This is a genomic window from Actinomycetota bacterium, from assembly GCA_016700055.1.
In the GTDB taxonomy this organism is placed as follows: Bacteria; Actinomycetota; Acidimicrobiia; order Acidimicrobiales; family Ilumatobacteraceae; genus Kalu-18.
Genome location: CP064997.1, coordinates 2,488,208 through 2,514,015, shown reverse-complemented (window position 1 = coordinate 2,514,015; position 25,808 = coordinate 2,488,208). Strand labels below are relative to the sequence as shown.

General features: G+C 70.7%; 24 protein-coding genes and 1 pseudogene. 19 read left to right on the top strand and 6 right to left on the bottom strand.

Translation table 11 applies throughout. The features are described from left to right. Positions 1-26: 26 nt before the first annotated feature. Together IPM43_12155 and IPM43_12150 are read left to right on the top strand one after the other, a co-directional pair. Complete coding sequence (locus IPM43_12155) at positions 27-1,445, top strand: FAD-dependent oxidoreductase (GenBank protein ID QQS24157.1); 1,419 nt, start codon at positions 27-29, stop codon at positions 1,443-1,445. Positions 1,446-1,470: 25 nt separating this feature from the next. Beyond that, the gene (locus IPM43_12150) at positions 1,471-2,766 is read left to right on the top strand and encodes an acetyl-CoA hydrolase/transferase family protein (protein QQS24156.1); all 1,296 of its coding nucleotides are present in this window, start codon (positions 1,471-1,473) and stop codon (positions 2,764-2,766) included. Here the strand turns inward: IPM43_12150 and IPM43_12145 are convergent. After that, positions 2,757-4,847 (bottom strand): glycogen-debranching protein, encoded by a 2,091-nt coding sequence (locus IPM43_12145; GenBank protein ID QQS24155.1) that lies wholly within the window; start codon positions 4,845-4,847, stop codon positions 2,757-2,759. The genes IPM43_12150 and IPM43_12145 overlap by 10 nt on opposite strands. Before the next feature lie 35 nt (positions 4,848-4,882). Between IPM43_12145 and IPM43_12140 the strand changes: the two genes are divergently transcribed. From IPM43_12140 to IPM43_12130, 3 genes and pseudogenes are all read left to right on the top strand, one after another. Continuing rightward, the gene (locus tag IPM43_12140) at positions 4,883-5,830 is read left to right on the top strand and encodes a MoxR family ATPase (protein ID QQS24154.1); all 948 of its coding nucleotides are present in this window, start codon (positions 4,883-4,885) and stop codon (positions 5,828-5,830) included. 12 nt (positions 5,831-5,842) lie between these two features. Further along, positions 5,843-6,979, top strand: a complete 1,137-nt coding sequence (locus tag IPM43_12135) for a VWA domain-containing protein (GenBank protein ID QQS24153.1) — start codon at positions 5,843-5,845, stop codon at positions 6,977-6,979. Between the two features lie 15 nt (positions 6,980-6,994). After that, positions 6,995-8,161 (top strand): annotated as a pseudogene (locus IPM43_12130) (XdhC family protein). A gap of 21 nt (positions 8,162-8,182) precedes the next feature. Here IPM43_12130 and IPM43_12125 read toward each other — a convergent pair. Next, positions 8,183-8,911: a C40 family peptidase gene (locus IPM43_12125; protein QQS24152.1), complete on the bottom strand. Its 729-nt coding sequence runs from the start codon at positions 8,909-8,911 to the stop codon at positions 8,183-8,185. A gap of 181 nt (positions 8,912-9,092) precedes the next feature. Here IPM43_12125 and IPM43_12120 point away from each other — a divergent pair, with 181 nt between their 5' ends. From IPM43_12120 to IPM43_12105, 4 genes are read left to right on the top strand one after another with little or no spacing between them, the layout of a single operon-like run. After that, positions 9,093-9,683 carry a nucleotidyltransferase family protein gene (locus IPM43_12120; protein QQS24151.1) on the top strand — a complete coding sequence of 197 codons (591 nt, stop codon included), beginning with the start codon at positions 9,093-9,095 and terminating at the stop codon, positions 9,681-9,683. After that, the gene (locus tag IPM43_12115) at positions 9,674-10,366 is read left to right on the top strand and encodes an SRPBCC family protein (protein ID QQS24150.1); all 693 of its coding nucleotides are present in this window, start codon (positions 9,674-9,676) and stop codon (positions 10,364-10,366) included. Before IPM43_12120 ends, IPM43_12115 begins: the two co-directional genes overlap by 10 nt. A gap of 1 nt (position 10,367) precedes the next feature. Continuing rightward, positions 10,368-11,780, top strand: a complete 1,413-nt coding sequence (locus tag IPM43_12110; GenBank protein QQS24149.1) for a DUF501 domain-containing protein — start codon at positions 10,368-10,370, stop codon at positions 11,778-11,780. Beyond that, entirely contained in the window at positions 11,780-12,406 is a 627-nt protein-coding gene (locus tag IPM43_12105) for a GNAT family N-acetyltransferase (protein ID QQS24148.1), read from the top strand. Before IPM43_12110 ends, IPM43_12105 begins: the two co-directional genes overlap by 1 nt. 24 nt (positions 12,407-12,430) lie before the next feature. Here IPM43_12105 and IPM43_12100 read toward each other — a convergent pair whose 3' ends face one another. Both IPM43_12100 and IPM43_12095 read right to left on the bottom strand, forming a co-directional pair. Further along, positions 12,431-12,748 (bottom strand): hypothetical protein, encoded by a 318-nt coding sequence (locus tag IPM43_12100; protein ID QQS24147.1) that lies wholly within the window; start codon positions 12,746-12,748, stop codon positions 12,431-12,433. A 101-nt stretch (positions 12,749-12,849) separates the two neighbouring features. After that, positions 12,850-13,620, bottom strand: a complete 771-nt coding sequence (locus tag IPM43_12095) for an enoyl-CoA hydratase (protein QQS24146.1) — start codon at positions 13,618-13,620, stop codon at positions 12,850-12,852. 37 nt (positions 13,621-13,657) lie between these two features. On the opposite strand from IPM43_12095, the gene IPM43_12090 reads away from it, so the two are divergent. Genes IPM43_12090 through IPM43_12080 form a run of 3 tightly spaced genes read left to right on the top strand, consistent with a single transcriptional unit; the run spans position 13,658 to position 15,742 of the window. Next, entirely contained in the window at positions 13,658-14,332 is a 675-nt protein-coding gene (locus IPM43_12090; protein QQS24145.1) for an NUDIX hydrolase, read from the top strand. Between the two features lie 7 nt (positions 14,333-14,339). Then, positions 14,340-14,951, top strand: coding sequence for a hypothetical protein (locus IPM43_12085; protein ID QQS24144.1), 612 nt, complete (start codon positions 14,340-14,342; stop codon positions 14,949-14,951). A gap of 5 nt (positions 14,952-14,956) precedes the next feature. Beyond that, a complete protein-coding gene (locus IPM43_12080) occupies positions 14,957-15,742 on the top strand; it encodes an enoyl-CoA hydratase (GenBank protein ID QQS24143.1) in 786 nt (261 codons plus the stop codon). Here IPM43_12080 and IPM43_12075 read toward each other — a convergent pair. Then, entirely contained in the window at positions 15,681-16,301 is a 621-nt protein-coding gene (locus tag IPM43_12075; protein ID QQS24142.1) for a hypothetical protein, read from the bottom strand. The genes IPM43_12080 and IPM43_12075 overlap by 62 nt on opposite strands. Positions 16,302-16,394: 93 nt before the next feature. After that, on the bottom strand, positions 16,395-17,300 hold the full coding sequence (locus tag IPM43_12070) for a DUF459 domain-containing protein (GenBank protein ID QQS24141.1): 906 nt from the start codon (positions 17,298-17,300) through the stop codon (positions 16,395-16,397). A gap of 214 nt (positions 17,301-17,514) precedes the next feature. Between IPM43_12070 and IPM43_12065 the strand changes: the two genes are divergently transcribed. The 7 genes from IPM43_12065 to upp all read left to right on the top strand — a co-directional run bounded on the left by IPM43_12065 (position 17,515) and on the right by upp (position 25,803). Beyond that, positions 17,515-18,648, top strand: coding sequence for a BMP family ABC transporter substrate-binding protein (locus tag IPM43_12065; protein ID QQS24140.1), 1,134 nt, complete (start codon positions 17,515-17,517; stop codon positions 18,646-18,648). Between the two features lie 160 nt (positions 18,649-18,808). Next, positions 18,809-20,488 (top strand): ABC transporter ATP-binding protein, encoded by a 1,680-nt coding sequence (locus IPM43_12060; protein QQS24139.1) that lies wholly within the window; start codon positions 18,809-18,811, stop codon positions 20,486-20,488. Continuing rightward, complete coding sequence (locus IPM43_12055; protein ID QQS24138.1) at positions 20,485-21,630, top strand: ABC transporter permease; 1,146 nt, start codon at positions 20,485-20,487, stop codon at positions 21,628-21,630. The genes IPM43_12060 and IPM43_12055 overlap by 4 nt, the downstream gene beginning before the upstream one ends. A 26-nt stretch (positions 21,631-21,656) precedes the next feature. Continuing rightward, positions 21,657-22,949, top strand: a complete 1,293-nt coding sequence (locus IPM43_12050; GenBank protein QQS26451.1) for an ABC transporter permease — start codon at positions 21,657-21,659, stop codon at positions 22,947-22,949. A 19-nt stretch (positions 22,950-22,968) separates the two neighbouring features. After that, the gene (locus tag IPM43_12045) at positions 22,969-24,045 is read left to right on the top strand and encodes an adenosine deaminase (protein QQS24137.1); all 1,077 of its coding nucleotides are present in this window, start codon (positions 22,969-22,971) and stop codon (positions 24,043-24,045) included. 12 nt (positions 24,046-24,057) lie between these two features. After that, positions 24,058-25,149 carry an adenosine deaminase gene (locus IPM43_12040; protein ID QQS24136.1) on the top strand — a complete coding sequence of 364 codons (1,092 nt, stop codon included), beginning with the start codon at positions 24,058-24,060 and terminating at the stop codon, positions 25,147-25,149. A gap of 18 nt (positions 25,150-25,167) precedes the next feature. Continuing rightward, positions 25,168-25,803 carry a uracil phosphoribosyltransferase gene (gene upp, locus IPM43_12035; protein ID QQS24135.1) on the top strand — a complete coding sequence of 212 codons (636 nt, stop codon included), beginning with the start codon at positions 25,168-25,170 and terminating at the stop codon, positions 25,801-25,803. Positions 25,804-25,808 lie beyond the last annotated feature (5 nt).

Here is a 25,808-nt window from a genome sequence, read left to right as displayed (position 1 = left end):
TGCGGCCCGTCAGAGGTGAGGGTCACATGCACGAGGAGTTCGAAGCACGCCATCTGGATGCGATCGCCGACGCCGATCCGTATCCCTACTGGTACGAGGACGCCGACGAGCCCGATTCGAACCCGACGCTCGTGCGCACGGAGAGCTGCGACCTGTGCGTGGTCGGCGGTGGGTACACCGGGCTCTGGACGGCGATCATCGCGAAGGAGCGTGACCCGTCGCGCGACGTGGTGCTGATCGACGCCCGCGAGGTCGGCTCGGCAGCGAGTGGCCGCAACGGTGGGTTCATGGAGTCGAGCCTCACCCACGGAGTCGCGAACGGCCAGGAGCGCTTCCCGGACGAGGTCGACGTGCTCGAACAGCTCGGGCTGGACAACCTGAACGCGATCGAGGAGGCGATCACGAAGTACGGGATCGACTGCGACTACGAGCGCACCGGGGTGATCGACGTCGCCACCACCAGCCATCCGGCCACCTACCTGGACGAGCTGCGCGACGACTTCCAGCAGCTGCGCGCCCTCGGCCAGCGGGTGCAGTGGCTCGACGCGTCCGAGATGCAGGCCGAGGTCCACTCGCCCACCTACACCGGTGGCTTGTGGCGCCACGATCGCGCCGCGCTGGTCGACCCCGCCCGGCTCGTATGGGGGCTGAAGGCTGCCGCGGAGTCGCTCGGAGTGCGCGTGTACGAGGACACGAAGGCGACGGCGATCGAACGCGACGGTGTCGGAGTGCTGGTGGAGACCCCGCTCGGCAGGGTGCGCGCCGGCAAGGTCGCGCTGGCGACCAACGCGTTCAAGCCCCTGCTGCGCCGCCTGCGCCACTACGTCGTGCCCGTCTACGACTACTGCATGGTCACCGAACCACTCAGCGCCGAGCAGCTCGCCTCGCTCGGCTGGGCCAACCGCCAGGGCCTGTCCGACATCCCGAACCAGTTCCACTACTACCGGCTCACCGAGGACAACCGCATCCTGTGGGGCGGATACGACGCGATCTACTTCTTCCGCGGCCGGGTCCTTGCCGAGTTGGAGAGCCGCCCGGAGTCGTGGGCGACGCTGTCGAAGCACTTCTTCACCACGTTCCCCCAACTGGAGGGCGTGAAGTTCACCCACGCCTGGGGCGGCGCGATCGACACCAGCAGCCGCTTCTGCGTCTTCTGGGGCAGGGCGATGGGTGGGCGCGTCTCCTACGCACTCGGCTACACCGGTCTCGGCGTGGCCGCGTCCCGCTTCGGTGGCGAGGTGATGCTCGACATGCTCTACGGGCACCGCTCGATCGCCACGCAGACCGACTTCGTCAGGCGCAAACCGCTCCCCTTCCCACCTGAGCCGTTCAAGTTCATCGGCATCCAGGCCACCAGGTGGTCGCTCGACCACGAGGATCGCACGGGCCGGCGGAACATGTGGCTGCGCGCCCTCGACAAGCTCGGCCTCGGGTTCGACTCGTGAACCGGGCCGCACCCAGGAGACCCGCATGCTGACGACCGAGCGCCTGCTCGCCGCGCGCCGCTTGGCCGACCCCGATGCCGTCGTCGAGCACATCTCGCCGGGCACCGACCTGATCGTGCCGATCGCCAACGGCGAACCGGTGCAGTTGCTCGACGCCGTCGAACGTCACGCCGACGAGCTCGACGCGGTTCTCGTCCACCAGATGCACGCGCTGCGCGACCGCCCGATGATGCACGGCGTGTTCGGCGACAAGCTCCGCCACGTGGCGTACTTCTTGTCCCACGTCACCCGGCCGAGGTTCCTCGAGGGCCACGTCGAGCTGATCCCCAACCACTTCTCCGAGGTGTACTGGCTGATGAAGGCCAGGGCCCGGCGGCCGTTGGTGCTGGCCGCGGTGTCGCCGCCCGACCGCCACGGCAACTTCTCGCTCGGCACCAGCGCCGACTACGCCGCCAGCTTCATCGGGCGCGCCCCGTTCGTTGTCGAGGTCAACGATCAGATGCCGCGTACGTTCGGGCGCAACCAGATCCACGTGTCCCAGGTGGCCGGCTGGATCGAGACCTCATACCCCCTGGTCACGGTGGACCCGATCGAGCCCGGCGAGATCGACCGGACGATCGGGTCGCTCGTCGCCGAACGCATCCCCGACGGCGCGACCATCCAGGCCGGCATCGGTGCCATCCCCAACGCCGTGCTCGGCCATCTCGGGGGTCACCGCGACCTAGGCGTGCACACCGAGCTGATCGGCGACGGTTTGATCGACCTGGTCGAGCAGGGCGTGGTCAGCGGCACGCACAAGACGATCAACAGGCTGAAGCTGATCGGCACCTTCGCCCTCGGAACGCGTCGGCTGTACGACTTCGTGCACGACAACCCGACCGTCGAGCTGTGGCCGGCCAACTACGTGAACGACCCGCGGGTGATCTCCCGTGAGCCCGGATTCGTCTCGATCAACGCCAGCCTGGCGATCGACTTCGTCGGCCAATGCGCGAGCGAGACGATCAACGGCCGCTACTACTCCTCGTCGGGGGGCCAGAGCGACTTCGCGCGCGGCGCCGCGTACAGCATGGGCGGGCAGAGCTTCATCGTGATGCAGTCCACCGCGCGCGACGGTGAGGTGAGCAGGATCGTGCCCCAGCTCGCCGCCGGCGACGTCGTGACGACCGTGAAGAACACCGTCGACCGGGTGGTCACCGAGTACGGGGTCGCCGAGCTACGTGGGCGCTCGATCCGCGAACGGACGCGGGCGCTGATCGCCGTCGCCCATCCGCGCTTCCACGACGAGCTCGAGCAGGCAGCTCGCAAGCTGCGCTACGTCTGAGCCTGGTCGCCGGGACGGCGCAGGACGACCAATGAGCGCGGGCCGACGGGGTAGCGGCCCTCGGGGAGCACGTCCCCCTCGGGCGCGGCGGCCGCATCGACCACATCGCGCGGGCTGGGCAGCGAGGTGTCGACGACGCGCCGCCACCCGCCGCCGGCAGGGAGCACGTGTTCGAGCTGCCCCCACCAGGCGTTCCCGACGACGAACAGGTCGTCGTGGCCGTGTTTCGCACCGCGCAGGTGCCATGCCAGCGAGCGGCTGGTGTACGACCAGTCGGGCGGACCCTCGGGGCCGTGGAAGCTGACCTCGGGCCCCCAGTGCGACTCGGCGCCGATCCCAGGGAACTGCTTGCGCAACGCGATCACGTTGCGTACGAAACGGTGCAGCCCGCTCCATTCGGCCAGGCGGCCCCAGTCCACCCAGGTCGTGTCGTCGTCGACGTTGTAGGCGTTGTTGTTGCCGCGCTGGGTCCGCGCGATCTCGTCGCCGCCGAGCAGCATCGGGATCCCCGCGGAGAGCATCAGCGTGCCGATGGCGTTCTTCAGCTGCCTCTCGCGCAGCTCCACGACGTCTCGCGGTGCCCCGTGCTCGCCCTCCCAGCCGTGGTTCCACGACCAGTTGTCGTCGTGGCCGTCGCGGCCGCCGTGGCCGTTGGCGTAGTTGTGCGGGTGGTCGTAGGCCACCCAGTCGTGCAACGTGAACCCGTCGTGCGCGGAGAGGAAGTTCACGCTGCGCCGTGGCGAGTCGTGGAACAGGTCGGGGCTGCCCTGCACCCTGGTGGCGAGGGCCGCCACCTTGCCCTCGTCGCCGCGCCAGAACGCCCTGACGTCGTCGCGGAAGCGCCCGTTCCACTGGCCCCAGGTCTGCCCCGGGAACGCCCGCCCGAGCTGGTAGGCGCCGAGATCCCAGGCCTCGGCGACGAGCGCGACGCCGTGAACGGCTGCCCAGTCGGTGATCGCGTCGAGCAGCGGTGAGCGGTCCTGGACGCGGCCGTGCTCGTCGCGCCCGAGCAAGGTGGCGAGGTCGAAGCGGAACCCGTCGACCCCGAGGTCGGCGAAGCGCTGCAGCGACCACGCGATCAGCCGCTGCGCGGCGGGGTGCGCGGCCCGCACCACGTTCCCGCAACCGGCGTCGTTGAGCATCGAGCCGTCGTCACGGACGACGTAGTACGAGCGGTGGTCGATGCCCCGCAGGTGGTACGTCGGACCGACGGGGTCTTCCTCGGTGGTGTGGTTGAACACCACGTCGAGCCAGAGCTGGATGCCCGCGCGGTGCAGTGCGCCGGCCAGCTCGGCCAGTTCGGCGGCCGCATCCTCTCCCGTCGCGTACGCGTCGTGGACGGCGCCGAAGCCGACCGGCATGTAGCCCCACACGTTCGCCCGCCCGGTGCCCTCCGGCCCCGGGTCGAACTGCTGCACGGGAAGCAGCTCCACGCCCGTGACACCGAGATCGCGGAGGTAGGGGATCTTGTCGATGACTCCGGCGAAGCGGCCCCGGTGCTCGCGGTCGACGCCGCTCGAGGGCGACTTGGTGAAGTGCCCGACGTGCAGCTCGTACATCACCAGCTCGTGGCCGGCGACGCGCCGGCGCGCCCTGACCAGTGGCGGGGCAGCACGCGGGGGCAGCAAGGCCAGAGGGCCGTGGCCGAGCGTGGCCTCGCCGTGCACCCGGCAGAGGTCGCGGTCGGCGCCGGGGGGAAACCAGACCTGCCGCGCGTAGGGGTCGACGAGCACCTTGGCCGGGTCGAAGCGGTGACCGGCGAGCGGGGCGAAGGAGCCGCTCACCACGAAGCCGTACGCGTCGGCAGCGCCCACCTCGTCGGGCGCGATGCTCGCCGTCCAGCGGTCGACGGTGCCGGGCAGGCGTGCCATCGGGCGGCGCAGTACCTCGACCTGCGGTGCCTGGCGGTCGACGACGACCACTTCGGCACCCGTCGCGTATGCGGACCAGAGCCCGATGCACCACACGCCGGCACCGGCGTCCCACCGTGCGCCGTCGACGAAACCCTCCGGCGGAGGGTCGCGGACCAGGTCGAGGTGGAGGTCGCCGGGTTGTGGCTGCACGCGCTCAGGCTTGCACACGACCCCCTCCTGCCCGCCAGTAGCCTCAACAGCCGATGCCCTTGCCCCCACCGCTTCCTCTCTCCCTCGCGCCGACCTCGGTGATCGGGGTGGAGAAGTCGCTCGGTACGCACGGCTACCTGCCCGACCGCGGCCTCGCCACCGCGGTCTATCTCGCGCTCACCCTGAAGCGGCCGCTGCTGCTCGAGGGCGAGGCGGGCGTGGGCAAGACCGAGCTCGCGAAGGTGCTCGCGCGGTGGTCGGGCGGCGAGCTGATCCGGCTCCAGTGCTACGAGGGCATCGACATCTCCCAAGCGGTCTACGACTGGGACTACGCCCGCCAGCTGCTCCACCTGCGGGCGGCAGAGGCCACCGGCGAGGCCCGTGGGGTGGGGACCGAGGTGCTCGAGACCCAGCTCTACCAGGAGCGCTTCCTCCTGAAGCGGGCGGTGCTGCGGGCGATCGACCACGGGGTAGGCCCACCGCCGGTGCTGCTCATCGACGAGGTGGACCGCGCCGACGACGAGTTCGAGGCTTACCTGCTCGAGGTGTTGTCCGAGTTCCAGGTGACCGTGCCCGAGCTCGGCACGTTCACTGCGCTGACGCCGCCGATCGTGGTGCTCACGTCCAACCGCACCCGCGACGTGCACGATGCCCTCAAGCGGCGCTGCCTGTACCACTGGGTCGAGCACCCCTCGTTCGAACGCGAGGTGGCCATCGTCCAGCTGCGGGTGCCCCATGTGAGCGAGCAGCTCACCCGCCAGCTCGCCGCAGTGATCGAGTCGCTGCGCGAGATGCACCTGTACAAGCCACCGGGTGTGGCCGAGACCATCGACTGGGCGATGGCGCTCGGCACGCTCGGCATCTCCGAGCTCGACGAAGCCTCCCTCGAGGCGACGCTCGGCACCGTGCTCAAGTACCGCGAAGACCAAGAGCGCGTACGCGCCCACGGCGTGGCCGATCTCGTGAAGCAGGCCTTCGAGCGGGGACTGCTCCCGGCCTGAGTGCGCCGACCGATGCCACCGCCTCACGACGCCGAACGGTTGGCCGTGGGGTTCGCCCGCGTGCTGCGCGGCGCAGGTCTGGCGGTGCCGATCGGCACGGTGTTGACCTTCGTCGAAGCCCTCGGCGCGGTCGGCGTTCTCCACCGCGATGACGTGTACTGGGCGGCGAGGGCCACACTGGTACGCCGCCCGGAAGACCTCGCGCTGTTCGACCGTGCCTTCGCGGTGTTCTGGGAGCGGTTCCGGCCACCGTCGTCGGCAGCGGCGTCCGAGCCCGACCTGGTGACGATCGCCCTCGACACCGCCGGCGACGACGGCGACGATGCACCCGGCGAGGACGACGCCGAACGCGCCGGCGAGGAGCCGACGATCACTATGCGCTTCTCCGCGGTGGAGCTCTTGCGGCACAAGGACTTCGCCGTCTACGACGACGACGAGCTGCGCGAGGCCCAGGCCCTGATGGCCGAGCTGCGCTTCGCCGGGCCGCCACGGCGGTCGTTGCGCACCCGTCCCACCCGCACCGAGCAGCGCCGCCCCGACCTGCGCCGAACGGTGCGCGCCTCCCTGCGCGCCGGCGGCGAGCCGTTGGAGCGACACTGGCAGCAGCCCGGCGAGCGACTGCGGCGCCTGCTGCTGCTGCTCGACGTGAGCGGCTCGATGGAGCCGTACGCGCGGGCGATGCTGCGCTTCGTGCAGGCCGCCGTCGCCGGGCGCCAGCGCGTAGAGGCCTTCGCCCTCGGTACCCGCCTCACCCGGGTCACCCGTGAGCTCGGTGTGCGCGACCCCGACAAGGCTCTCCGCCAGGCGGCGGAGCGGGTGGTCGACTGGAGCGGGGGCACCAGGCTCGGCGAGGGCATGCGCACGTTCAACGACGAGTGGGGCGTGCGCGGGATGGCTCGCGGCGCGATCGTGGTGATCCTGTCCGACGGCTGGGATCGGGGTGACCCGGCGCTCCTCGCCGAGCAGATGGCCCGGCTGTCGCGCGTCGCGTACCGCATCATCTGGGTGAACCCGCTGAAGGTGACGCCCGGCTACGCCCCGCTCGCTCGTGGGATGGCCGCGGCATTGCCGTATGTTGACCACTTCGTGGAAGGCCACTCGCTGGCCGCCCTCGAAGAGCTCGCCGGGGTCATCTCCCGAGAGCGCTGAGCACCAGGAGGGACTGTGCGCGAGATCCTCGACGACATCGACGCCTGGCGATCGGCAGGAAAGCGGGTGGCGCTCGCCCGTGTGGTCGACGTGGCCGGATCCGGCCCGCGTGGGCCGGGCGCGGCGATGGCGGTGAACGAGGACGGCGACGTCGCCGGCTCGGTCAGCGGGGGCTGCGTCGAGGGGGCGGTGGTCGCCGAGGCGCTCGACATGCTCGCTGCCGGCGGCGCACCGCGGGTGGTCACGTTCGGCTACAGCGACGACGACGCGTTCGCCGTCGGGCTGACCTGTGGCGGAACGATCCAGCTCTTCATCCAGCCACTGACCCAATAGGCCCATGACCGCCACACCACCGACGACTGCCACGGGCGGCGGACTCCCCGACAGCCTCTACACGGTGCTCAGTGCCGATCTTCGCGCCTCGCGCGCGGTGGCGTTGGTGACCGTGATCGAAGGCCCACACGTCGGTGCTTCGATGCTCGTGCGCGCAGGCACCGACGCCGAGGGATCGCTCGGCGATGCCGGGCTCGACCGGGTGGTCGCCCGCGATGCGCGTGCCGAGCTGGAGGCGGGACGCACCGGTGTGCGCCACTACGGCCCGCACGGGGAGACGACACCCGAGGACCTCGTCGGTGCACCCGAGGTCGCGGTGTTCGTGGAGAGCTTCTCCCCTCCTCCGGAGATGTGGATCTTCGGCGCCGTCGACTTCACCGCCGCCCTCGCGTCGGTGGCCAAGGTGCTCGGCTACAGGGTGACGGTCTGCGACGCGAGGGAGCGGTTCGCGACGCGCCGGCGGTTCCCGATGGCCGACGAGGTGATCGTGTCGTGGCCGGGCAAGGTGTTCGAGGCGCGCGGCGATTCGCTCGGGCCACGCGACGCGGTGTGCATCCTCACCCACGACCCGAAGTTCGACGTCCCGGCGGTGGTCGCGGCGTTGGCCACCGGCGTCGGCTACATCGGGTGATGGGCAGCCGCACCACCCACGCCCGCCGGTTGGAGCGCCTGGTCGAGGCCGGCGTGACCGACCCGGCCGACATCGCCCGGCTGATGGCCCCGATCGGTCTGGATCTCGGCGCGCGGACACCCGAGGAGACCGCGATCGCGATCTGTGCCGAGATCATCGCCACCCACACCGGCCGGGCGGTGGCGTCGCTGCGCGACTCCCGCGGACCGATCCACTGACCGGCGGGCGTCGCCGCCGCCTCAGACCACGGGGTCGCCGAATGCGCTGCGGCTCATGCTCGAATCCGACAACGCCTCGACCCTCACCACTTCGCCGCTGTAGGGCGAGTGGAGGATGAACGATCCCACGCCGAGCCACAGCATCACGTGGCCCGGGTAGCGCAACAGGTCGCCGGCTTGGGCCGTCGAGGTGTCCCTTGGCGAGGCGGCGTCGATCTGGTCGCCCGAAGAACGGGGCAGCTCCTGACCGGCGGCCGACCACGCGAAGCTCGTCAGCCCGGAGCAGTCGAAGCCCGAGCCGGGTTCACGCGCCATCGACTGGTACCTCACCCCGAGCTGGGTCAGCCCGGCCATCAGCGCCACCTGGTGGCCGGGATCGGCACCCGCCCAAGCGGCGCGCAGGGTCGTGGCGTCGATGCCGAGGCGGGTGGCCACGTCGGCGACGATCTGGCTGCGCAGCACCAGGTAGGAGACCGATCCGTCACCAGTGCCCGCCGCGATCGACGCCTGCAGAGCAGTGAGGGCGTTTGCCGCCGTGGCTGTCAGGGAATCTGGTCCGAGCGGGAAGCCGACCACAGCAGGTGCGGCAGAGCCGGCCACGGCTGCGGCAGGCTCAGCGGTGATCGCCCCTGGCTCCGCGGCCGCCGGAGATGCCGGGGCCAGCGCGGCGAGGCCGCCGGCGCTCACCGCGAGCGTGCACGTGAAGCGGCGGAGCCTTTGGCGTAGGGGTCGGGGGGACGTTGCAGCCATGTGGGGGCGAACACCTCGCATGATCGAGTCCCGGTTGCGACTGCCGGGACCGGAGAGCGCTGCACGTGCCCTTTTGTTGCAGCGGGCGTGAAGCTACCGTCACGCGAACGCAATATTCAAGGCACCTGTAATCATTTCGTCATGTGACGGATGCCCTCGGCCCCTGCCACGCTCACGGATGATGACAGCGGAGCAGGCGGCGCCGGAGACCTCGACCGTGGCGATCCTCCTGGCCGCCGGTGGCGGGCGGCGCTTCGATGCCGGCACCCACAAGCTGCTCGCCCCGCTTCGCGGCCGCCCCGTGGTGGCTTGGTCACTCGACGCGGTGGCGGCAGCGGGGTTCGCCCACGTGGTCGTGGTCACCGGAGCGGTCCCGATCGACGAGCTCGTGCCGCAGGGTTTGGTCGTCGTGCACCACCCCGGCTGGGCGGCGGGCCAGGCCGGTTCGCTGCACGCCGGTCTGCGAGCCGCGCGTGACCTCCTCGGCGCCGAGCGCGTCGTCGTCGGGCTCGCCGACCAACCGTTCGTCGAAGCGGGGTGCTGGCGCGCGGTGGCCGCGTCGTCGTCGCGCCCGATCGCCGTCGCCACGTACGCGGGCGTCCGCGGCAACCCGGTGCGCCTCGACCGTCAGGTGTGGGCACTGCTGCCGACCGAGGGCGACGCCGGCGCGCGACCGCTGATGCGCGTTCGTCCCGATCTCGTCGAGGAAGTACCCTGCATTGGCTCAGCCGCCGACATCGACACGACGAAGGACCTAGAACGATGGACCTGAACCACGAGTTCACCGTGCACCGTCCGATCGACGAGGCGTGGGTGATCCTCACCGACCTGGAACGCATCGCGCCGTGCCTGCCTGGCGCGCAGCTCGATGAGGTGGAGGGTGACGTGCACCGCGGCCAGGTGAAGGTGAAGGTCGGTCCGATCCTCGCCACGTTCAAGGGCCAGGCCCACTTCGTGGAGAGGAACCCCGACGGTCACAAGGCGGTGCTCCAGGCGGCCGGGCGCGACACCTCGGGCAAGGGCAATGCCGAGGCACTGATCACCGCTCAGCTCGAGCCCCTGTCGCCCACGGTCACCACCTGCAAGGTGGCCACGCACCTGTCGATCACCGGCAAGGTGGCCCAGTTCGGACGCGGCGCTCTGGCCGACATCAGCGACAAGCTGCTCACCCAGTTCTCCAACAACTTGAACGACCTCATCGAGCAACCCGACCAGAGCGCACCACCCGATCAGAGCGAAGTACCAGGTCAGAGCGAACCACCAGCTCAGAGCGCTGGACCCGCTCAGGCCGCCGCGCCGCAAGAGCCGGCGCGCACCGTTCGGGCGATCGAAGGCCCTGCGGCTGAGCCGCTCGACCTCGGCTCGGTGGCCACCGGACCGATCCTGAAGCGGCTGCTGCCGCTCTTCGCCGGGATCGTCGTGCTGCTGGTCCTGCTGCGCCGCCGCCGGCACTGACGTGGGGCGCGGCGCGCCCGACCCCACTGCCCTCGACCGCCAGCGCGTCGCCGAGCTGCTCGGACGAGACCCGCGCGGGGCGTTTCAGGTGGTCGTACGCGATGCGCAGGGCTGGCCGGTCGTCATCCGCAACGCTCCCCTGCTCGACGACGGCACCCCGATGCCGACCCGGTACTGGCTCGTCGGGCGCAAAGCGGTGGTCGCCGTCAGCCGCCTGGAGGCGGCCGGTGGCGTGGCGGCGGCGGAGGCCGCGGTCGACGCCGTCGCGCTGCGCGAGGCACACCACCGCTACGCAGCCGAGCGCGATTGCGAACTTCCGCAGGCGTACGCCGGTCCCCGTCCGAGCGGCGGGGTCGGCGGCACGCGGGAGGGCGTGAAGTGCCTCCACGCCCACTACGCCTGGCATCTGGCCGGGGGGGACGACCCCGTCGGGCGGTGGGTGGCCGAACACCTCGACGCTCGGCAAGGATCACAACCCATGAGCGCGGTGGCCGCGATCGACATCGGCACCAACTCGACGAACCTGCTCGTGCTCGACGCGTCGGGTCACGAGCTGGAGCGCATCGTGGCGATCACGCGCCTCGGCCGAGGCGTCGCAACGACGGGTCGGCTGGACCCCGAAGCGATCGAGCGCACCGTCGCCCAGCTGCGCCAGTACCGCGAGCTGCTCGACCGTCACGGCGTGGAGCGGTTCCGCGCGGTCGCCACGAGCGCGTCGCGCGACGCCGTGAACCGCGACGAGTTCTTCGACGCCGCGTCTGCCGCGCTCGGCCGTCGGCCCGAGCTGCTGTCGGGCGTGGAGGAGGGCCGCCTCGCCTTCCGCGGCGCAGTCAGCGATCTTCAAGCTCTTGCTCCGCAGCTCGTCATCGACATCGGCGGTGGCTCCACCGAGCTGATGCTCGGGACCGAAGGCGTCGCGCAGGGGGCCACGCTGGACACGACGGTCTCGATCGACGTCGGAGCCGTACGGCTGACAGAGGCGATGCTGCACGGCGACCCGCCACGACCCGAGGAGCTCGCGAACGCGCTCGGTCTCGTGAACGACATGCTCGACGACGCCATCCGCGACCTTCCCCAGCTCCTCGACGCGCGCACGCTCGTCGGCATCGCGGGCACGATCACCACCGTCGCCGCGGTCGAGCTCGGCCTGGCGACCTACGACGCCGGCGCCATCCACGGGTTCCGGCTGCGCCGAGACGCGGCAGAAGACGTCTTCCGCACTCTCGCCACCGAGGCGCTCGCCGACCGGGTGCACAACCCCGGCCTGCCCGCCGCGCGCGCCGACGTGATCGTGGGTGGTTGCTGCGTGCTCGTCGCGATCATGCGCCGATGGCACGCGTCGGAGCTGGTGGTGTCGAGCCACAACCTGCTCGACGGCGTGTGTGCCGAGCTGCACGAAGGGGCCGCACCGTAGTGAGCACACTCGGCCATCCCGCCGGCTCCACCGGGCGCGGCCTGCGCCTGTACGGCAAGAGGGTGATGCTGCGCGCGCTCGTCGCGCCTGACTTCGGGGCCTGGTCCGAGGTGCGCCGACGCAACCACGACTGGCTGACCGTCTGGGAGCCGCGACGCTCGGCGATCCTGCCCGACCCCGTCCACGACCGTGATGCCTTCGGCGCCCGCTGCCACGCCCGGGAGCGAGAGCGGAGCCTCGGCACCGGCTATGCGTTCGGGCTGTTCGTCGACCAGCGCTTCGCCGGTGAGGTGAATTTGAACAACGTGCTGCGCGGCGCGATGCAGTCCGCGACCGTGGGCTACTGGATCGACGAGGAGCAGGCCGGGCACGGATACGTCCCCGAGGGCGTCGTCGTGGTCGCTCGCTACGCCTTCGAGGAGCTGCGGCTGCACCGCCTGGAGGTCTGCATCGTGCCCCGCAACAACGCCAGCCGCCGGGTGGTCGAAAAGCTCGACCTGCGCGACGAAGGCACAGCCGAGAGGCTGCTGGAGATCGACGGCACGTGGGAGGACCACGTGCGCTACGGATTCACCGCCGAAGAGTGGTCGCAGCGCCGCGAGGAGCTCGCCGCCGTCTGGCTGTAGTTCGCGACCAGCTGTAGTTCGCGCTCAGCTCTCGTCGGCGAGGCGGAAGGCTTGCGCCTTGGCCTTGCGGCGAGCCGAGCGCCGCTTCCAGTCCTTCATCTTCCAATGGCGGAACCTGCCCGGTTCGCTGCGCTTCGCTACCCGTTCGGCGTCGTGGCGCTGCTCCGGCTTCCAGCTCGACCCCGGCTCGACGGCGTCGTCAGGCTCCACGTCGCCGAACGAGACCGCGTCGGCGAGTGTGTGCAGCTCGGTGCTGATCCGGTGCCGCTCTCCGCGCGCCTCAGCCTTCAGCTGGGCCTTGGACATCGGTGCCGTCTCCTGGCTCCGGTGGCGCTTGCTCATCGGGTTCCTCCCTTTCGGGTCCTTCAGAACTCCCCCTGCGCCAGGGACCGTACTGCACCGCAGCCGCGACCGGTAAGAGTCTCTGGTCCCACCGGGTCGGACTACTTGGAGGAGATCCGCTCCTGCAGGGCGGCCAGCCGTTCGGCGAACCACGGCTGGCGGGTGCTCCACACCTGAGGGCCGAGCTCGCGCTGCACCGCCTCGGGGTGCGTCGTCACGTCGGCCATCGCCTGGATCGTCTGCTTCACCTGCACCAGCAGCTCGCGCGGGACCGAAGCGGCACGAGCCGCCATGCGGTGGGCCTCACCGAGCAGCTCCTCGTCGTCGACGCAGCGGTGCACGAGACCCACGCGCTCGGCCTCGGCACCGTCGAGCACCTCGCCGAAGACGACCGTCGCGAAGGCAAGTTGAGGCCCGCCGACGCGCCGCAGCATCCACGTGTGGCCCCCGCCGGGATGGATGCCGATCTGCAGGAAGCGCGTGTCGAACTTGGCGCGGCGGGCCGCGAGTCGCACGTCGCAGCCGAGCGCCAGGTTCATTCCGGCTCCCACGGCGGCACCGTTCACCGCGGCGAGCGTCGGCAGCGGGCTGCGGGCAATTCGCAGAAACCCTTCGTACACCGAACCCAGGCTGGTGCCGTCCGCCTCGGCCAGGTTGCCGAGGTTCGCCCCCGCGCAGAAGGCCGGTGCGGCGCCGGTGACGACGACCGCACCGACGCTTTCGTCGGCTTCGACCGCGTCCATCGCCGACACGATCTCGGCCACCATCGCGGCGGTGAGCGTGTTGCGCTCGGCGGGGTTGTTGAGGGTCAGCGTCGCGACGCCGTCGGCGACGTCGACGAGCACGAGGGGCACACCGGGCTCGCTCTCCATGGGCAGCAGTCTCGCACGGTGACTCGGATCGGTCATGATGGCTGGCGTGTCGACCAGCGCCGGGCCAGAGGCTCACCCTGCTGCCACTGCGATCGTCGTTCGCTCGACCGACGACGGCTTCGAGGTGCTGCTGCTGCGCAGGAGCGACGTCGGTGCCTTCGCCGGTCTGTGGGTGTTCCCCGGCGGCCGCGTCGACGACGGCGATCCCGGCGACGACGAGCTGGGCCGGGCGGCGAGCGCCGCCGTGCGCGAGGTGGGCGAAGAGGTGGGCATCACCGTCGACGCCGGCCGGATGACGGTTTGGAGCCACTGGACGCCACCGGCGATCGCTCCCAAACGCTTCGCGACGTGGTTCTTCGTCGCCCCCTTCGACGACGACGCCGACGTCCTCGTCGACGGCCACGAGATCCTCGAGCACCGCTGGCTGCGCCCCGCCGAGGCACTCGGCGCAGGTCTGCCGATGGCGCCGCCGACGATCGTCACCCTGCACGAGCTCGCCGCCGCGGGCAGCCTGGCGCAGCTCGCGCAGCGTGGCGACCCGCCCGCGTACTTGACCCGTGCCGCGCAGACCGCGGACGGGACGGCGGTGCTGCTGTGGGCAGGCGACGCCGGTTACGAGTCGGGTGACCCCGACCTGGCCGGACCGCGCAACCGGTTGTGGATGTTCGACGGCTTGAGCGGCTCGACCAACCGCTACGAGCGTTCCGGGTAGCGCCGACATGCTCGACCACGTGTTCACCGATGCCATCAGCGCGTTGCGCGAGGCCTTCGAGCGCGCGTTCCTCGAGCGCCAGGCGTTCGAGGAGCACTTCCAGGTGGACGTGCTGCTGGGCGACCTCACGTGGGAGACGAGCTACGGACTGCCCGGGGAGGGCCAGCCGCCGCGCGTGGTCGCCCACATCACCTTCGACTGGCCGACGTGGAGCCAGACCGCGTACCGCCGCTGGTACGTCGACGAGGTGCTCGACGAGCAGCCGGCGATCGAGATGGAGATCGTGTTTCGCGTCCAGCGCCTGGCGGACGCCCCGTCGCCGGAGGTCGTGCGCGCGATCCTGCCCGCGGTCAGCCCGCTGATCGGCGAGGGGCGGCTGGAGCAAGCGGGGATCACCGTCGAAGCCGGCTACACCGACCACGACCTGGCCGCCGAGCACGCCGTCGAGATCACCTTCGAGGGCCTCTACGAGCTGGCCGAGGAGACTCTCGCCGACGGGGCGAGCACCGTGCTCGACGAGCACTTCGGCGCGCTCGGCGGATGGATCGCCGCGAACCTCGTCAAGCTCGGCGACCTGAAGGTCGCGTTCTTGCCCGCCGAGGACGAGACGGGAGGATGACGCCCATGCAGGCCGACGTCGTCCTACTCGTTGTCGAAGAGCGCATCGCCACCGTCACCTTGAACCGCCCCGATCAGCGCAACGCGCTGTCGGGTGAGGTCCTCCGGCTGCTGCCGGAGCTGCTCGGCGAAGCCGACCGACGCGACGACGTCGACGTGATCATCCTCACCGGCGCCGACCCCGCGTTCTGCGCCGGCCTCGACCTGAAAGAGCTCGGATCGAGTGGCGGCGGTCTCGCCGGGGGCAGCGGTGCGCAACCGCCCTCCGACACCGCCCGGCCGCGCGGGCCCTTCCCCGTGCTGGACAAGCCGCTGATCGGTGCGATCAACGGGGCGGCGATCACGGGCGGCTTCGAGATCGCCCTCAACTGCGACTTCTTGGTGGCGTCGGAGCGCGCCAAGTTCGGCGACACTCACGCCCGGGTCGGCGTGATGCCCGGCTGGGGCCTGACCGTGTTGTTGCCCCAGGCGATCGGTGTGCGCCGCGCCCGTGAGATGAGCTTCACCGGCAACTTCATATCGGCCGACGTCGCCCTGCAGTGGGGACTCGTCAACCACGTCGTCGCCCACGAAGAGCTGCTGGGGTTCACCCGCTCTCTCGCGAGGGACATCGCCGGCAACGACGCCGCGGGCGTGCGCCAGATCCGCAAGACCTACGCCGCGATCCACGCCGAGCAGGAGGGCTGGGCGATCGAGGCTGCCGACTCGGCGCGCTGGCAGCGAGCGATGTTCAGCCCCGAGCGCGTCGCCGAGCGCCGCGCGGCCATAGTGGCTCGCGGCCGAACGCAGTAGCGCAGACCAAGCAGGCTCCGCAGGCAAGCGCCGCTGCTGCCCACCACACGAGGACGGCGACCGGGCGGCCGGTGGCGGGCAGCGAGGCATTGGACCGCGGGGGCGCCGCGATGACCTCCACCGGGGCCGCGCCGGGCGCGCTGTCGGGCGGAGCCGCCTGGGCCACCTCGCGGCATCGGCCGACCTCGACCGCTACCGCCGTGAGCGTGAACGGCTCGCCTTCACGGTGCACGGCGATCGATCCCCCGCTCGTGGCATCGCCGGCCGCGACCATCGCCCCACCGACGGACACCTGCACGGGGGCGTCGGTGTTGACGGCATCGACACGCAGTGTCTCGCCCGGGACCGGCCCGGGAACCCCGACGCCGAGCTCGACGGTGGTGGCGTCGCCGCCGACGACGATGCTGCCCGACCACTCGTAGGTGACCGAGTCGCAGCTCTCACCGACGGGCACCGGGCTGGCCACCGTCGGTGACGCGAAGACGGCGAGGGCCGCGCCGGTTGCGGCGACGGTGACGATGCTCGACTTCACTGCCCACCTGGCGCCGCGTGCGGCCATGTGCTGCACCTTTCCCTGTCCCGACGCGATGGTACGACGTGGGCCGGCGGGCGGGAATGGGCCGAACGGCCCAGCGCGAAGTCAGGGTCCGTGCTAGATGTTCGCGCCGAGAGCGCGCAACTCGACCTTGACTGCCTCGACGATGTCGAGCGAGAGGATCTCGGCACCGGTCGGGTTCAGGTGGTTGCCGTCGCTCGCCCGCACGTCCTTGCCCTGACCGTCGCGCGGGTCGATCACGTACTCGGCGTAGCCCCCGTCGACCCCGGTGAACCGGGCCCAGGTGTCGACGTATGCGATCGGCACGGGATATGCCTCGACCGCTGCGCGGGTGACGTCACGCACCACCTCGAGCCGGGAGGAGAACTCGGCGTCGGGCGCGTTGGCCAGCCCGACCCAGATCACCCGAGCGCCTGCGCCGGTCAAGATGTCGAGCATCTTCGTGACCCGGGCGGAGTAAACCTCGGCCCAGGTGTCGCTCGTCAGCGCGTAGGCCTTGCCGTCGATGGTCATCCCCTGGCCGTCGTTGCCACCCCAGGCGACGACCGCGATCGCCGGCTGGTCCGCGGCGACGATCGCCGGCAGCTCGGCGGGCCAGTCGTAGAAGTCGTCACGCACGAGCCCGCTCGACACCTTGTAGGTGAGCGTCGTCTCGACGATCCCCAGGTCGTCGAGCATCTCCTCCAGGTAGGGCCCGAAGCCACCGGCGTGGGAATCGCCGTAGACGGCGAGGCGCGCCGGAGTCGCGGCGGTCGGCACCGGCACTGCGCCGGCATTCACGTCGACACCGACCTCTGTGCCCGTTCCGGGCGGGTCGGTGGAGAGCGCAGCGGTTGCCGAAGAGGACTCGCTCGGCGCCGCTGCGTCCACCACTGCACCACTAGCGGTCTCGGTGCCCGCGGCCCCCGCCGCCCAGATGGCCACCTGGGCGCCGAGCAGCAAGACGACGACGAGGATGGCGAGAGCGCCCGCTCGCCGCGCTACGTAGCGGCGTCGGCTCACGCGCGTGCGCGGCTTCGACCTCGCCTGGCCGTGAGGTCGGTGGGCTTTAGCTGGGGTGGACGTCATCAGCCGGGTCGGTCCCGCCGGCGGGCAGGAACATCCCGAGGCTACCTCCGCGCCATCGGTGGCGGTGGGCGCTCCCGCCAGGCGCGCTACATTCGATGCCGACCAAACAACAACCACGCGGGGTGACCCGCGAGGGGGAGACACAGACATGCGCACCAAGAAGCGCCTCGTCTCTGCTGTCGCCGTATTCGCAGTGCTCGGCCTCGTCGCCGGTGCCTGCGGAGGCGACGACGGAGGCACCGACGAAACCGACGCCCCGAGCACCGACGCCCCGAGCACCGATGCACCGAGCACCGACGCCCCGAGCACCGACGCCCCGAGCACCGACGCCCCGAGCACCGACGCCCCCGGCGACGGCGCCGCCGTCGGCCTGCTGTTCGACGTCACCGGCCGTGGCGACAAGTCCTTCAACGACGCCGCTGCCGCCGGCCTCGACCAGGCCGTCGCCGAGTTCGGCGTCGTCCCGAGCGAATCCACGCCCACCGGCGAAGGCGACCGGGCCGAGCGCCTGGCCGGGCTGATCGACGCCGGCAACGGCCTCGTCATCGGCGTCGGCTTCCTGTGGGGTGACGCGATCACCGCAGGCTCCGCCGAGAACCCGGAGACCAGCTTCGCGATCATCGACTCGGTCGTCGAGGCCGACAACGTGGCCTCGCTCGTGTTCGCCGAGCACGAGGGCTCGTTCCTCGTCGGCGCCGCCGCCGCGCTGAAGAGCCAGACCGGCAAGGTCGGGTTCATCGGTGGTGTCGAGAACGACCTCATCAAGCGGTTCGAGGCCGGCTTCGCCGCCGGCGTGGCCGCGGTCGACCCGGAGATCGAGGTGCTGGTGCAGTACATCTCCCAGCCGCCGGACTTCACGGGCTTCAACGACTCGGCCAAGGGCAAGGAGATCGCCGCAGCGATGTACGCCGACGGCGCCGACGTGGTGTACTCAGCCGCCGGTGCCTCGGGCCTCGGTGCGTTCCAGGCGGCCCAAGAGGCCGCAGTGCCCGGTGAGGTGTGGGCGATCGGCGTCGACTCCGACCAGTACAACCTGGTCGAGCCCGACCTGCAGCCGTACATCCTGACCTCGATGCTGAAGAAGGTCGACGTCGCGGTGTACCAGACCGTGAAGGCGTACGCCGAGGGCACCTTCGCCGCCGGCGTGACCACGTTCGACCTCGCCGCTGACGGCGTCGGCTACTCCACCTCCGGTGGCTTCGTCGACGACATCGCCGATCAGCTCGACGACTTCGCGGCACAGATCATCGACGGCACGATCGAGGTTCCGACCGCGCCGTAAGGAAGTAGGAAGCGGGGCTCGCCCCGCACGATTCGGACAGCGTGAAACCGCGTGCCCGCCCGCTCGCCGGGCGGGCACGCTCGCGTCCGGTGGGCCTGACGAAGTGCCGAAGACGCGCGATCGATTGTCGGCACCTGCGGATCGGCTAGACAGAGCGCCGATGGGAATCGAGATGGGCGCAGCCACGCTGGCTCCGGTCGCGATCGAACTGCGCGACATCGTCAAGCGCTTCCCGGGGGTGGTCGCGAACGACGGCGTCGACCTCACGGTCCGCCAGGGCACGATCCACGCGATCGTCGGCGAGAACGGAGCGGGTAAGTCGACCCTCATGAAGACCCTGTACGGGGCTCACCGCCCCGACGAGGGCACCATCGTGGTCGACGGCGCCGAACGCAACTTCCGCACCCCGAAGGAGGCCATCGCCGCCGGGATCGGGATGGTGTTCCAGCACTTCATGCTCGCCGACAACCTGACCGTCTGGGAGAACATCGTCCTCGGTCAAGAACCCGGTCACGCGTGGCGCCTCGACGCGAAGGCGGCGCGGGCGCGCCTCGTCGAGCTCGGTGAGCAGTACGGGCTCGAGGTCGACCCGGACGAACTCGTCGCGAACCTCGGCGTCGGCGAGAAGCAGCGCTGTGAGATCCTGAAGGTGCTGTACCGCGGCGCGCGGATACTCATCCTCGACGAACCGACGGCGGTGCTCGTGCCCCACGAGGTGGACGAGCTGTTCGAGTCGTTGCGTGAGCTCACCCGCGGCGGATCGACGGCGATCTTCATCTCCCACAAGCTCGACGAGGTGTTGAAGTACGCCGATGCGATCACCGTCATCCGTGCCGGCAAGACCGTCGGCGAGGTGGCCGACCCGTCGTCGGTCAGCGCCCACGAGCTGGCCGAGATGATGGTCGGCAGCGAGCTGCCCTCACCCGAGACCCGCGAGAGCACCGTCACCGATCGCGTCCTCTTCGAAGTGCGCGACCTGTGCGTCGCGGCCGAAGCCGGCAACGACCAGGGCGCGGCGCCGTTGACCGGGATCGATGCCGCGACCGCGAACCTCGGTACCGCCGACTCGGCGAGGGTGCCCATGCGCTCCCAGACGAGAAGGCTCACGCTCGACAACGTCTCGTTCCGCATCCACGCCGGGGAGATCCTCGGCGTCGCCGGTGTGGAGGGCAACGGCCAGGCGGAGCTGATCGAGGCGATCGTCGGCCTGCGCCCGGCCACCGGGGAGCTGCTGCTCGACGGCAGCGACATCACCGGGATGTCCACCCTCGAGCGCCGCGAGCACGGGATCGGCTACATCCCCCAGGACCGCCAGAAGGACGGGCTCGTCCTGCCGCTCACGATCTGGGAGAACGTCATGCTCGGTCACCAGACCAGGGTGCCGTTCGCCAAGGGGGCCTGGATCGACCGCGCCGGCGCCCGTGAGCGCACCGCCCAGGTCATCGAAGAGTTCGACGTCCGCACCCCTGGTGCAGATGTGCCTGCGTTCACGCTGTCCGGGGGCAACCAGCAAAAGCTGGTCGTCGGACGGGAGATGACCGCCGAGCCGCGGTTGCTCGTGGCCGCCCACCCGACGCGTGGCGTCGACGTCGGGGCCCAGGCGAGCATCTGGGACATCTTGCGCGACGCCCGGGCCAAGGGCCTCGCCACCCTGCTCATCTCGGCCGACCTCGAGGAGCTGATCGGGCTCTCCGACCGCCTGCTCGTGATGCTCCGCGGCCAGATGGTGGCCGAGCTCGACCCGGCGCATGTCACGCCCGTCGAGCTCGGCTCGTACATGACCGGGGTGAAGACGCAGAGGCAGCGCCCGGCCGGCGCCGACGGGGAGGGGCCCGGGTGATCACAAGGATCAGGCACGCTCTGCTCGCTCCGGCGGTCGCCGCCGCCGTCGCGTTCGTAGTCAGCTCGATCGCGCTGATGATCAGCGGCAACAACCCGCTGACGGCGTTCGCGGAGATGTGGAAGTCGATCGACTCGATCGACGCGGTCGTCGCGATCATCAACCGCGCCACCCCCTACTACGTCGCCGGCGTAGCGGTGGCGATCGGGTTCAAGATGAACCTGTTCAACATCGGCGCCAACGGCCAGTACATCCTCGCCACCCTGCTCGCCGCGGCCGCCGGCGCAGCGGTGAGCCTGCCGCCGGTGCTGCACGTGACGATGATCCTCGTGATCGCGGTCGTGGTCGGCGCGGCATGGGCGGCGATCGCCGGCGTCCTGAAGGTGACCCGGGGCGTCAACGAGGTGATCTCGACGATCATGCTCAACTACATCGCGACCGGGATCACCGCCTTCTTGGTCGCGGAGTACCTGCGCAACAAGGCCGTCGATCTCGTTGCCGAGACCAAGCCACTGCCGAAGTCGGCGCAGCTCCCCCCGCTCAACCGGCTGTTCGAGCTCGTCGGGCTCGACCTTCCGGAGGGTGTGGTGCTGCAGGGCTTCTTGCCCTTCGCGGTCGCCCTCGGCATCGGCTACCACCTGATGCTCAACCGCAGCCGCTTCGGCTACCACCTGCGCGTCTCGGGCACGAACCCGGCGGCGGCGCGCACGGCGGGGATCAACCCGAAGGTGATGGTGCTGGCGACGATCGTCCTCTCCGGTGCGGTGGCCGGCCTGATCGGCATGAGCGGTCTGCTCGCCGACCCCCAGTTCCACAAGTACGGCGATCAGTTCCCGAAGTCCCTCGGGTTCACCGGCATCTCGCTCGCCCTGCTCGGGCGCAACCACCCCGGCGGCATCGCCGCGGCCGCCCTCGTGTGGGCGACCATCGAAAGAGCCACCCAGCGTCTCTCCCCGTTCGGCATCCCCCAGGAGATCGGCGTCATCCTGCAGGGCTCGTTCCTGCTGGCCGCCGTGATCGCGTTCGAGGTGGTCCAGCGCAGCAACGAGGAGGCCGCGACCCGCGCCGCCGCGCGAGCTGCCGCGGCCAGGGTCCCCGAACCGATAGCGACCGGACCCGGTAGTGCGGGGGTGACGACGTGAGCTCCACCGACGCCAGCACCGCGACGATGACCACCGAAGCGCCGCGCGGCACACCCTCGTTCGGCGAGCGCTTCGCCCGCTTCTTCGCTCAGCGCTCGGTCACGATGTGGGCGCTCGTCGGCGTCGCCATCATCTCGACCGCGCGCCTGATCAGCGGCAACGACGACCTCACGTCGTCGGGCACGTTCGGCGCCGCTCTGCGCACGGCGGCACCGATCGCGCTCTGCGGTCTCGCGGGTCTTTGGGCAGAGCGCAGCGGCACCGTGAACATCGGCCTCGAAGGCATGATGGTGATGGGCACGATCTTCGCCGGGTGGTGGGGCTGGGAGTACGGGCCGTGGGCAGCCCTGCTCGGCGGCGTGATCGGCGGCGTCCTCGGCGGCCTGCTCCACGCCTTCGCGACGGTGACGTTCGGCGTCAACCACATCGTGTCGGGTTTCGCGATCAACATCATCGCCCCTGGTGTGGCCCGCTTCATGGCCAACCTGCTCTTCGTCGGCGAACCGGGCGGCTCGATCACGAACTCCCCCGGCAACAAGGGCTCCCTCGGACGGTTCACGATGCCGTTGACCTCCGGCGGCGACCTGTTCGGGTGGACCACTCCCGACCCCCTCGGCTGGATCGAGGAGCGCGGCTGGTTCATGGTGTCCGACATCGCCGGGCTGCTGAAGGGCCTGACGACGAACATCACGTACGACCTGATCCTCGTGGCCGCGGTGTTCTTCGCTTCGGCGTACGTCATCTGGCACACCCCGTTCGGGCTGCGCCTGCGATCTGCCGGTGAGCGCCCGAGCGCCGCCGACTCGCTCGGCGTGTCGGTGTACGCCACCCGCTACTACGGCATGATCCTGTCCGGGGCGAGCGCGGGCCTCGGCGGGGCGGTGCTCGTGCTGTTCACGAACCGCTACCAAGAGGGCCAGACGGGCGGGCGCGGCTTCCTCGGCCTGGCGACTCTGATCGTCGGCAACTGGATGCCCGCTGGTGTGGCGGCCGGCGCCGGCCTCTTCGGCTACTTCCAGGGCATCACCTTGAGAGTGCGCCCGGAAGAGCTGGTCCGGGCGCTGATCCTGGCGGCGGCGATCGCCATCGCGGTCGCGACGGTGGTCGCCGTGTGGCGCAAGCGCTGGTCGATCGTCCCGTGGACGGTGGCGCTCTCGGCGGCGGGGTTCATCGCGTACGCGATGGCGGAGCGGCCGAACAACCAGTTCGTCTACATCATGCCGTACCTCGTCACCCTCGTCGTGGTATCGGTCGGCGGCCAGCAGCTGCGACCTCCTGCGCAGGAGGGCATCCCCTGGCGCAAGGGCTCCCAGCTCTAGATGCCGGCCGCCCTCACGCATGAATCCGCGGGCGGCGCCCAAGTCGCTGCTGCACGACCACCTCGACGGTGGGCTGCGACCTCAGACGGTGCTCGAGCTGGCCGACGAGTGCGGGTGGACGCCGCACCTGCCGGCGACCGAGCCGGCCGGCCTGCAGGACTGGTTCACCCGCGGCGCCGACACCCGCGACATCGTCCAGTACCTGGCCACGTTCGAGCACACGCTCGCGGTGCTGGCGACGGAGGCGGCGTTGGAGCGCGTCGCCTACGAAGCGGTCGTCGACCTCGCCGCCGACGGGGTCGTGTACGCCGAGATCCGCTTCGCCCCCGAGTTGCACCAAGGGGGTGGGGTCGCGCTCGAGGCCGCCGTCGACGCGGTGTGCGCGGGCATCCGCCGCGGCGAAGCCGAAGCAGTGCGCGCCGGCCACTCGATACTGGTCGGCGTCATCTGCTGCGCGATGCGCACCGCGGGGCGCTCACGCGAGATCGTCGCGCTCGTCGACCGCGTCCGCCGGCGTGAGCCGAAGGTCGTCGCGTTCGATCTCGCCGGCGCCGAGACCGGGTTCCCGCCGTCGCTGCACGCCGACGCGCTCGCCGCCGCCCGACGTCTTCACCTCAACGTCACCATCCACGCGAGCGAGCCGCCGGACCTGGAGCTGATCTCCGACGCCCTCGCCCACGGAGCACACCGCATCGGCCACGGTGTACGGCTGGGCCGCGACACCCATCTCGGCCCCGACGGCCGTCTCGTGCTCGGTCCGTTGGCGCGCCACGTGCTCGACCGCCAGGTGCACCTCGAGATGGCACCCACCTGCAACGTGCAGATCGGCGCCGTCGCGTCGGTGGCCGACCACCCGATCGGGGCGTTCCTGCGCGCCGGGTTCAACGTGAGCGTCAACACCGACAACCGCCTGATGAGCGGGGTGTCGGCGTCGTCGGAGCTGTACGCCGTGGGCACCGCGTTCGCACTCGACTGGTCCGAATTGCAACAGCTCGTCGTCAACGGTGTGATGAGCGGCTTCGCACCCTTCGAGGATCGCGTCCGCATCGTGGAGCAGGTCGTGCGGCCCGGCTTCGCCGAGCTCCACCAGCACTAGGCTCGACGTCCGATGAGCCTCGCTGCCGAGTTCTGCGCCCGGGCTCCGAAGGCACTGCTGCACGATCACCTCGACGGGGGTCTGCGCCCGCGGAGCGTCGTCGAGCTCGCCGCCGAGCACGGCTACGGCAACCTGCCGACGAGCGACGTCGACGACCTGTCGCACTGGTTCCACCGCGGTGCCAAGCGCAACGATCTGGTGCTGTATCTGGAGACCTTCGCCCACACGATCGGCGTGATGCAGCATCCCGACGCGCTGGAGCGCGTCGCCTACGAGTGCGCGCTCGATCTCGCCGCCGACGGCGTGGTCTATGCCGAGGTGCGTTTCGCTCCCGAGTTGCACACCGAGGCCGGGCTCACTCTCGACGAGGTGATGGGCGCCGTGCTCACCGGGTTCCGCAACGGCGCGTCCGACACCGGGATCAGCGTCTACGCGATCTGCTCGGCGATGCGCACCGCGGCCCGCAGCCTGGAGATCGCCGAGCTGGCCGTGCGCTGGCGTGACGCCGGCGTGGTCGGCTTCGACATCGCGGGCGCCGAGGCCGGATTTCCGCCGACCAGGCACCTCGACGCCTTCCAGCACGTCCAGCGCGAGAACTTCCACTCCACGATCCACGCCGGCGAGGCGTTCGGGCTGCCGTCGATCTGGGAGGCGTTGCAGTTCTGCGGGGCCGAGCGGCTCGGCCACGGTGTGCGCATCGTCGACGACATCGGCCACGCTGCCGACGGCGGTCCCTCCAAGCTCGGGCGCCTGGCGTCCTACGTGCGTGATCGGCGCGTGCCGCTCGAGCTGTGCCCGACGTCCAACGTCAACACGGGCGTCTGTGCCACCGTCGCCGACCATCCGATCGGTCTGCTGCGCAGGCTGCGCTTCCGGGTGACGGTCAACACCGACAACCGGTTGATGAGCGACACGTCGATGACGAACGAGCTGCTGCAGCTCGCCGACGCGTTCGGCTGGGGCCTCGAAGACTTCGAGTGGCTCACCATCAACGCGATGAAGAGCGCATTCGCGCCCTTCGACGAGCGGCTGCGCCTGATCAACGGCATCGTCAAGCCGCAGTACGCGTTGTTGAGGGCCGAGCAGTCGCTCGGCGCGGCCTAGACACGCGAGGATCGCCCCATGTCCGTCGAAGTCCAGATCGTCGATCACCCACTTGTCGCCGATGCCCTCGCCAACGTGCGCGACCGCTACACGCCGAACACGCTCTTTCGCCAGGAGCTCGGCCGCGTCGGTCTGCTGCTGCTGGCCGAGGCGACACGCCAACTGCCGACGGTCGACGTCACCGTCGACACGCCGCTCACCGCCGCCCCCGGCCGACGGCTGGCCAGCCGGCCGCTGCTCGTGCCGGTGCTGCGCGCCGGGCTCGGCTTCGTCACCGCTGCCCAGCACCTGTTGCCCGACGCCGACGTCGGCTTCGTCGGCATCGCCCGCGACGAAGTGACGTTCTCGCCGCGCCCCTACGTCAACAAGCTGCCGGCACGCCTCGACGGACGCATGTGCATCGTGCTCGACCCGATGCTCGCCACCGGCGGCTCGCTCGCCTACACCGTGCAGCTGCTGCGCGAGCGTGGCGCGCCCACGCCGGTGACCGTCGTGTGCGTGCTGGCCGCGCCCGAGGGCATCGAGCACCTGCGCGCCGAGGGGCTCGACCTGCGCATCTTCACCGCTGCCGTCGACGACCGGTTGAACGACCTCGCGTTCATCGTGCCCGGGCTCGGCGACGCTGGCGACCGCCAGTTCGGCACCGGCTCCTGACGCCG

Bases quoted from the DNA above. Each gene is read 5' to 3' on its own strand.
- IPM43_12155 (QQS24157.1), top strand. From the start codon at position 27: ATGCACGAGGAGTTCGAAGCACGCCATCTGGATGCGATCGCCGACGCC.
- IPM43_12150 (QQS24156.1), top strand. From the start codon at position 1,471: ATGCTGACGACCGAGCGCCTGCTCGCCGCGCGCCGCTTGGCCGACCCC.
- IPM43_12140 (QQS24154.1), top strand. From the start codon at position 4,883: ATGCCCTTGCCCCCACCGCTTCCTCTCTCCCTCGCGCCGACCTCGGTG.
- IPM43_12135 (QQS24153.1), top strand. From the start codon at position 5,843: ATGCCACCGCCTCACGACGCCGAACGGTTGGCCGTGGGGTTCGCCCGC.
- IPM43_12125 (QQS24152.1), bottom strand. From the start codon at position 8,911: ATGGCTGCAACGTCCCCCCGACCCCTACGCCAAAGGCTCCGCCGCTTC.
- IPM43_12120 (QQS24151.1), top strand. From the start codon at position 9,093: ATGACAGCGGAGCAGGCGGCGCCGGAGACCTCGACCGTGGCGATCCTC.
- IPM43_12115 (QQS24150.1), top strand. From the start codon at position 9,674: ATGGACCTGAACCACGAGTTCACCGTGCACCGTCCGATCGACGAGGCG.
- IPM43_12100 (QQS24147.1), bottom strand. From the start codon at position 12,748: ATGAGCAAGCGCCACCGGAGCCAGGAGACGGCACCGATGTCCAAGGCC.
- IPM43_12095 (QQS24146.1), bottom strand. From the start codon at position 13,620: ATGGAGAGCGAGCCCGGTGTGCCCCTCGTGCTCGTCGACGTCGCCGAC.
- IPM43_12090 (QQS24145.1), top strand. From the start codon at position 13,658: ATGGCTGGCGTGTCGACCAGCGCCGGGCCAGAGGCTCACCCTGCTGCC.
- IPM43_12085 (QQS24144.1), top strand. From the start codon at position 14,340: ATGCTCGACCACGTGTTCACCGATGCCATCAGCGCGTTGCGCGAGGCC.
- IPM43_12080 (QQS24143.1), top strand. From the start codon at position 14,957: ATGCAGGCCGACGTCGTCCTACTCGTTGTCGAAGAGCGCATCGCCACC.
- IPM43_12075 (QQS24142.1), bottom strand. From the start codon at position 16,301: ATGGCCGCACGCGGCGCCAGGTGGGCAGTGAAGTCGAGCATCGTCACC.
- IPM43_12065 (QQS24140.1), top strand. From the start codon at position 17,515: ATGCGCACCAAGAAGCGCCTCGTCTCTGCTGTCGCCGTATTCGCAGTG.
- IPM43_12060 (QQS24139.1), top strand. From the start codon at position 18,809: ATGGGAATCGAGATGGGCGCAGCCACGCTGGCTCCGGTCGCGATCGAA.
- IPM43_12050 (QQS26451.1), top strand. From the start codon at position 21,657: ATGACCACCGAAGCGCCGCGCGGCACACCCTCGTTCGGCGAGCGCTTC.
- IPM43_12045 (QQS24137.1), top strand. From the start codon at position 22,969: ATGAATCCGCGGGCGGCGCCCAAGTCGCTGCTGCACGACCACCTCGAC.
- IPM43_12040 (QQS24136.1), top strand. From the start codon at position 24,058: ATGAGCCTCGCTGCCGAGTTCTGCGCCCGGGCTCCGAAGGCACTGCTG.
- upp (QQS24135.1), top strand. From the start codon at position 25,168: ATGTCCGTCGAAGTCCAGATCGTCGATCACCCACTTGTCGCCGATGCC.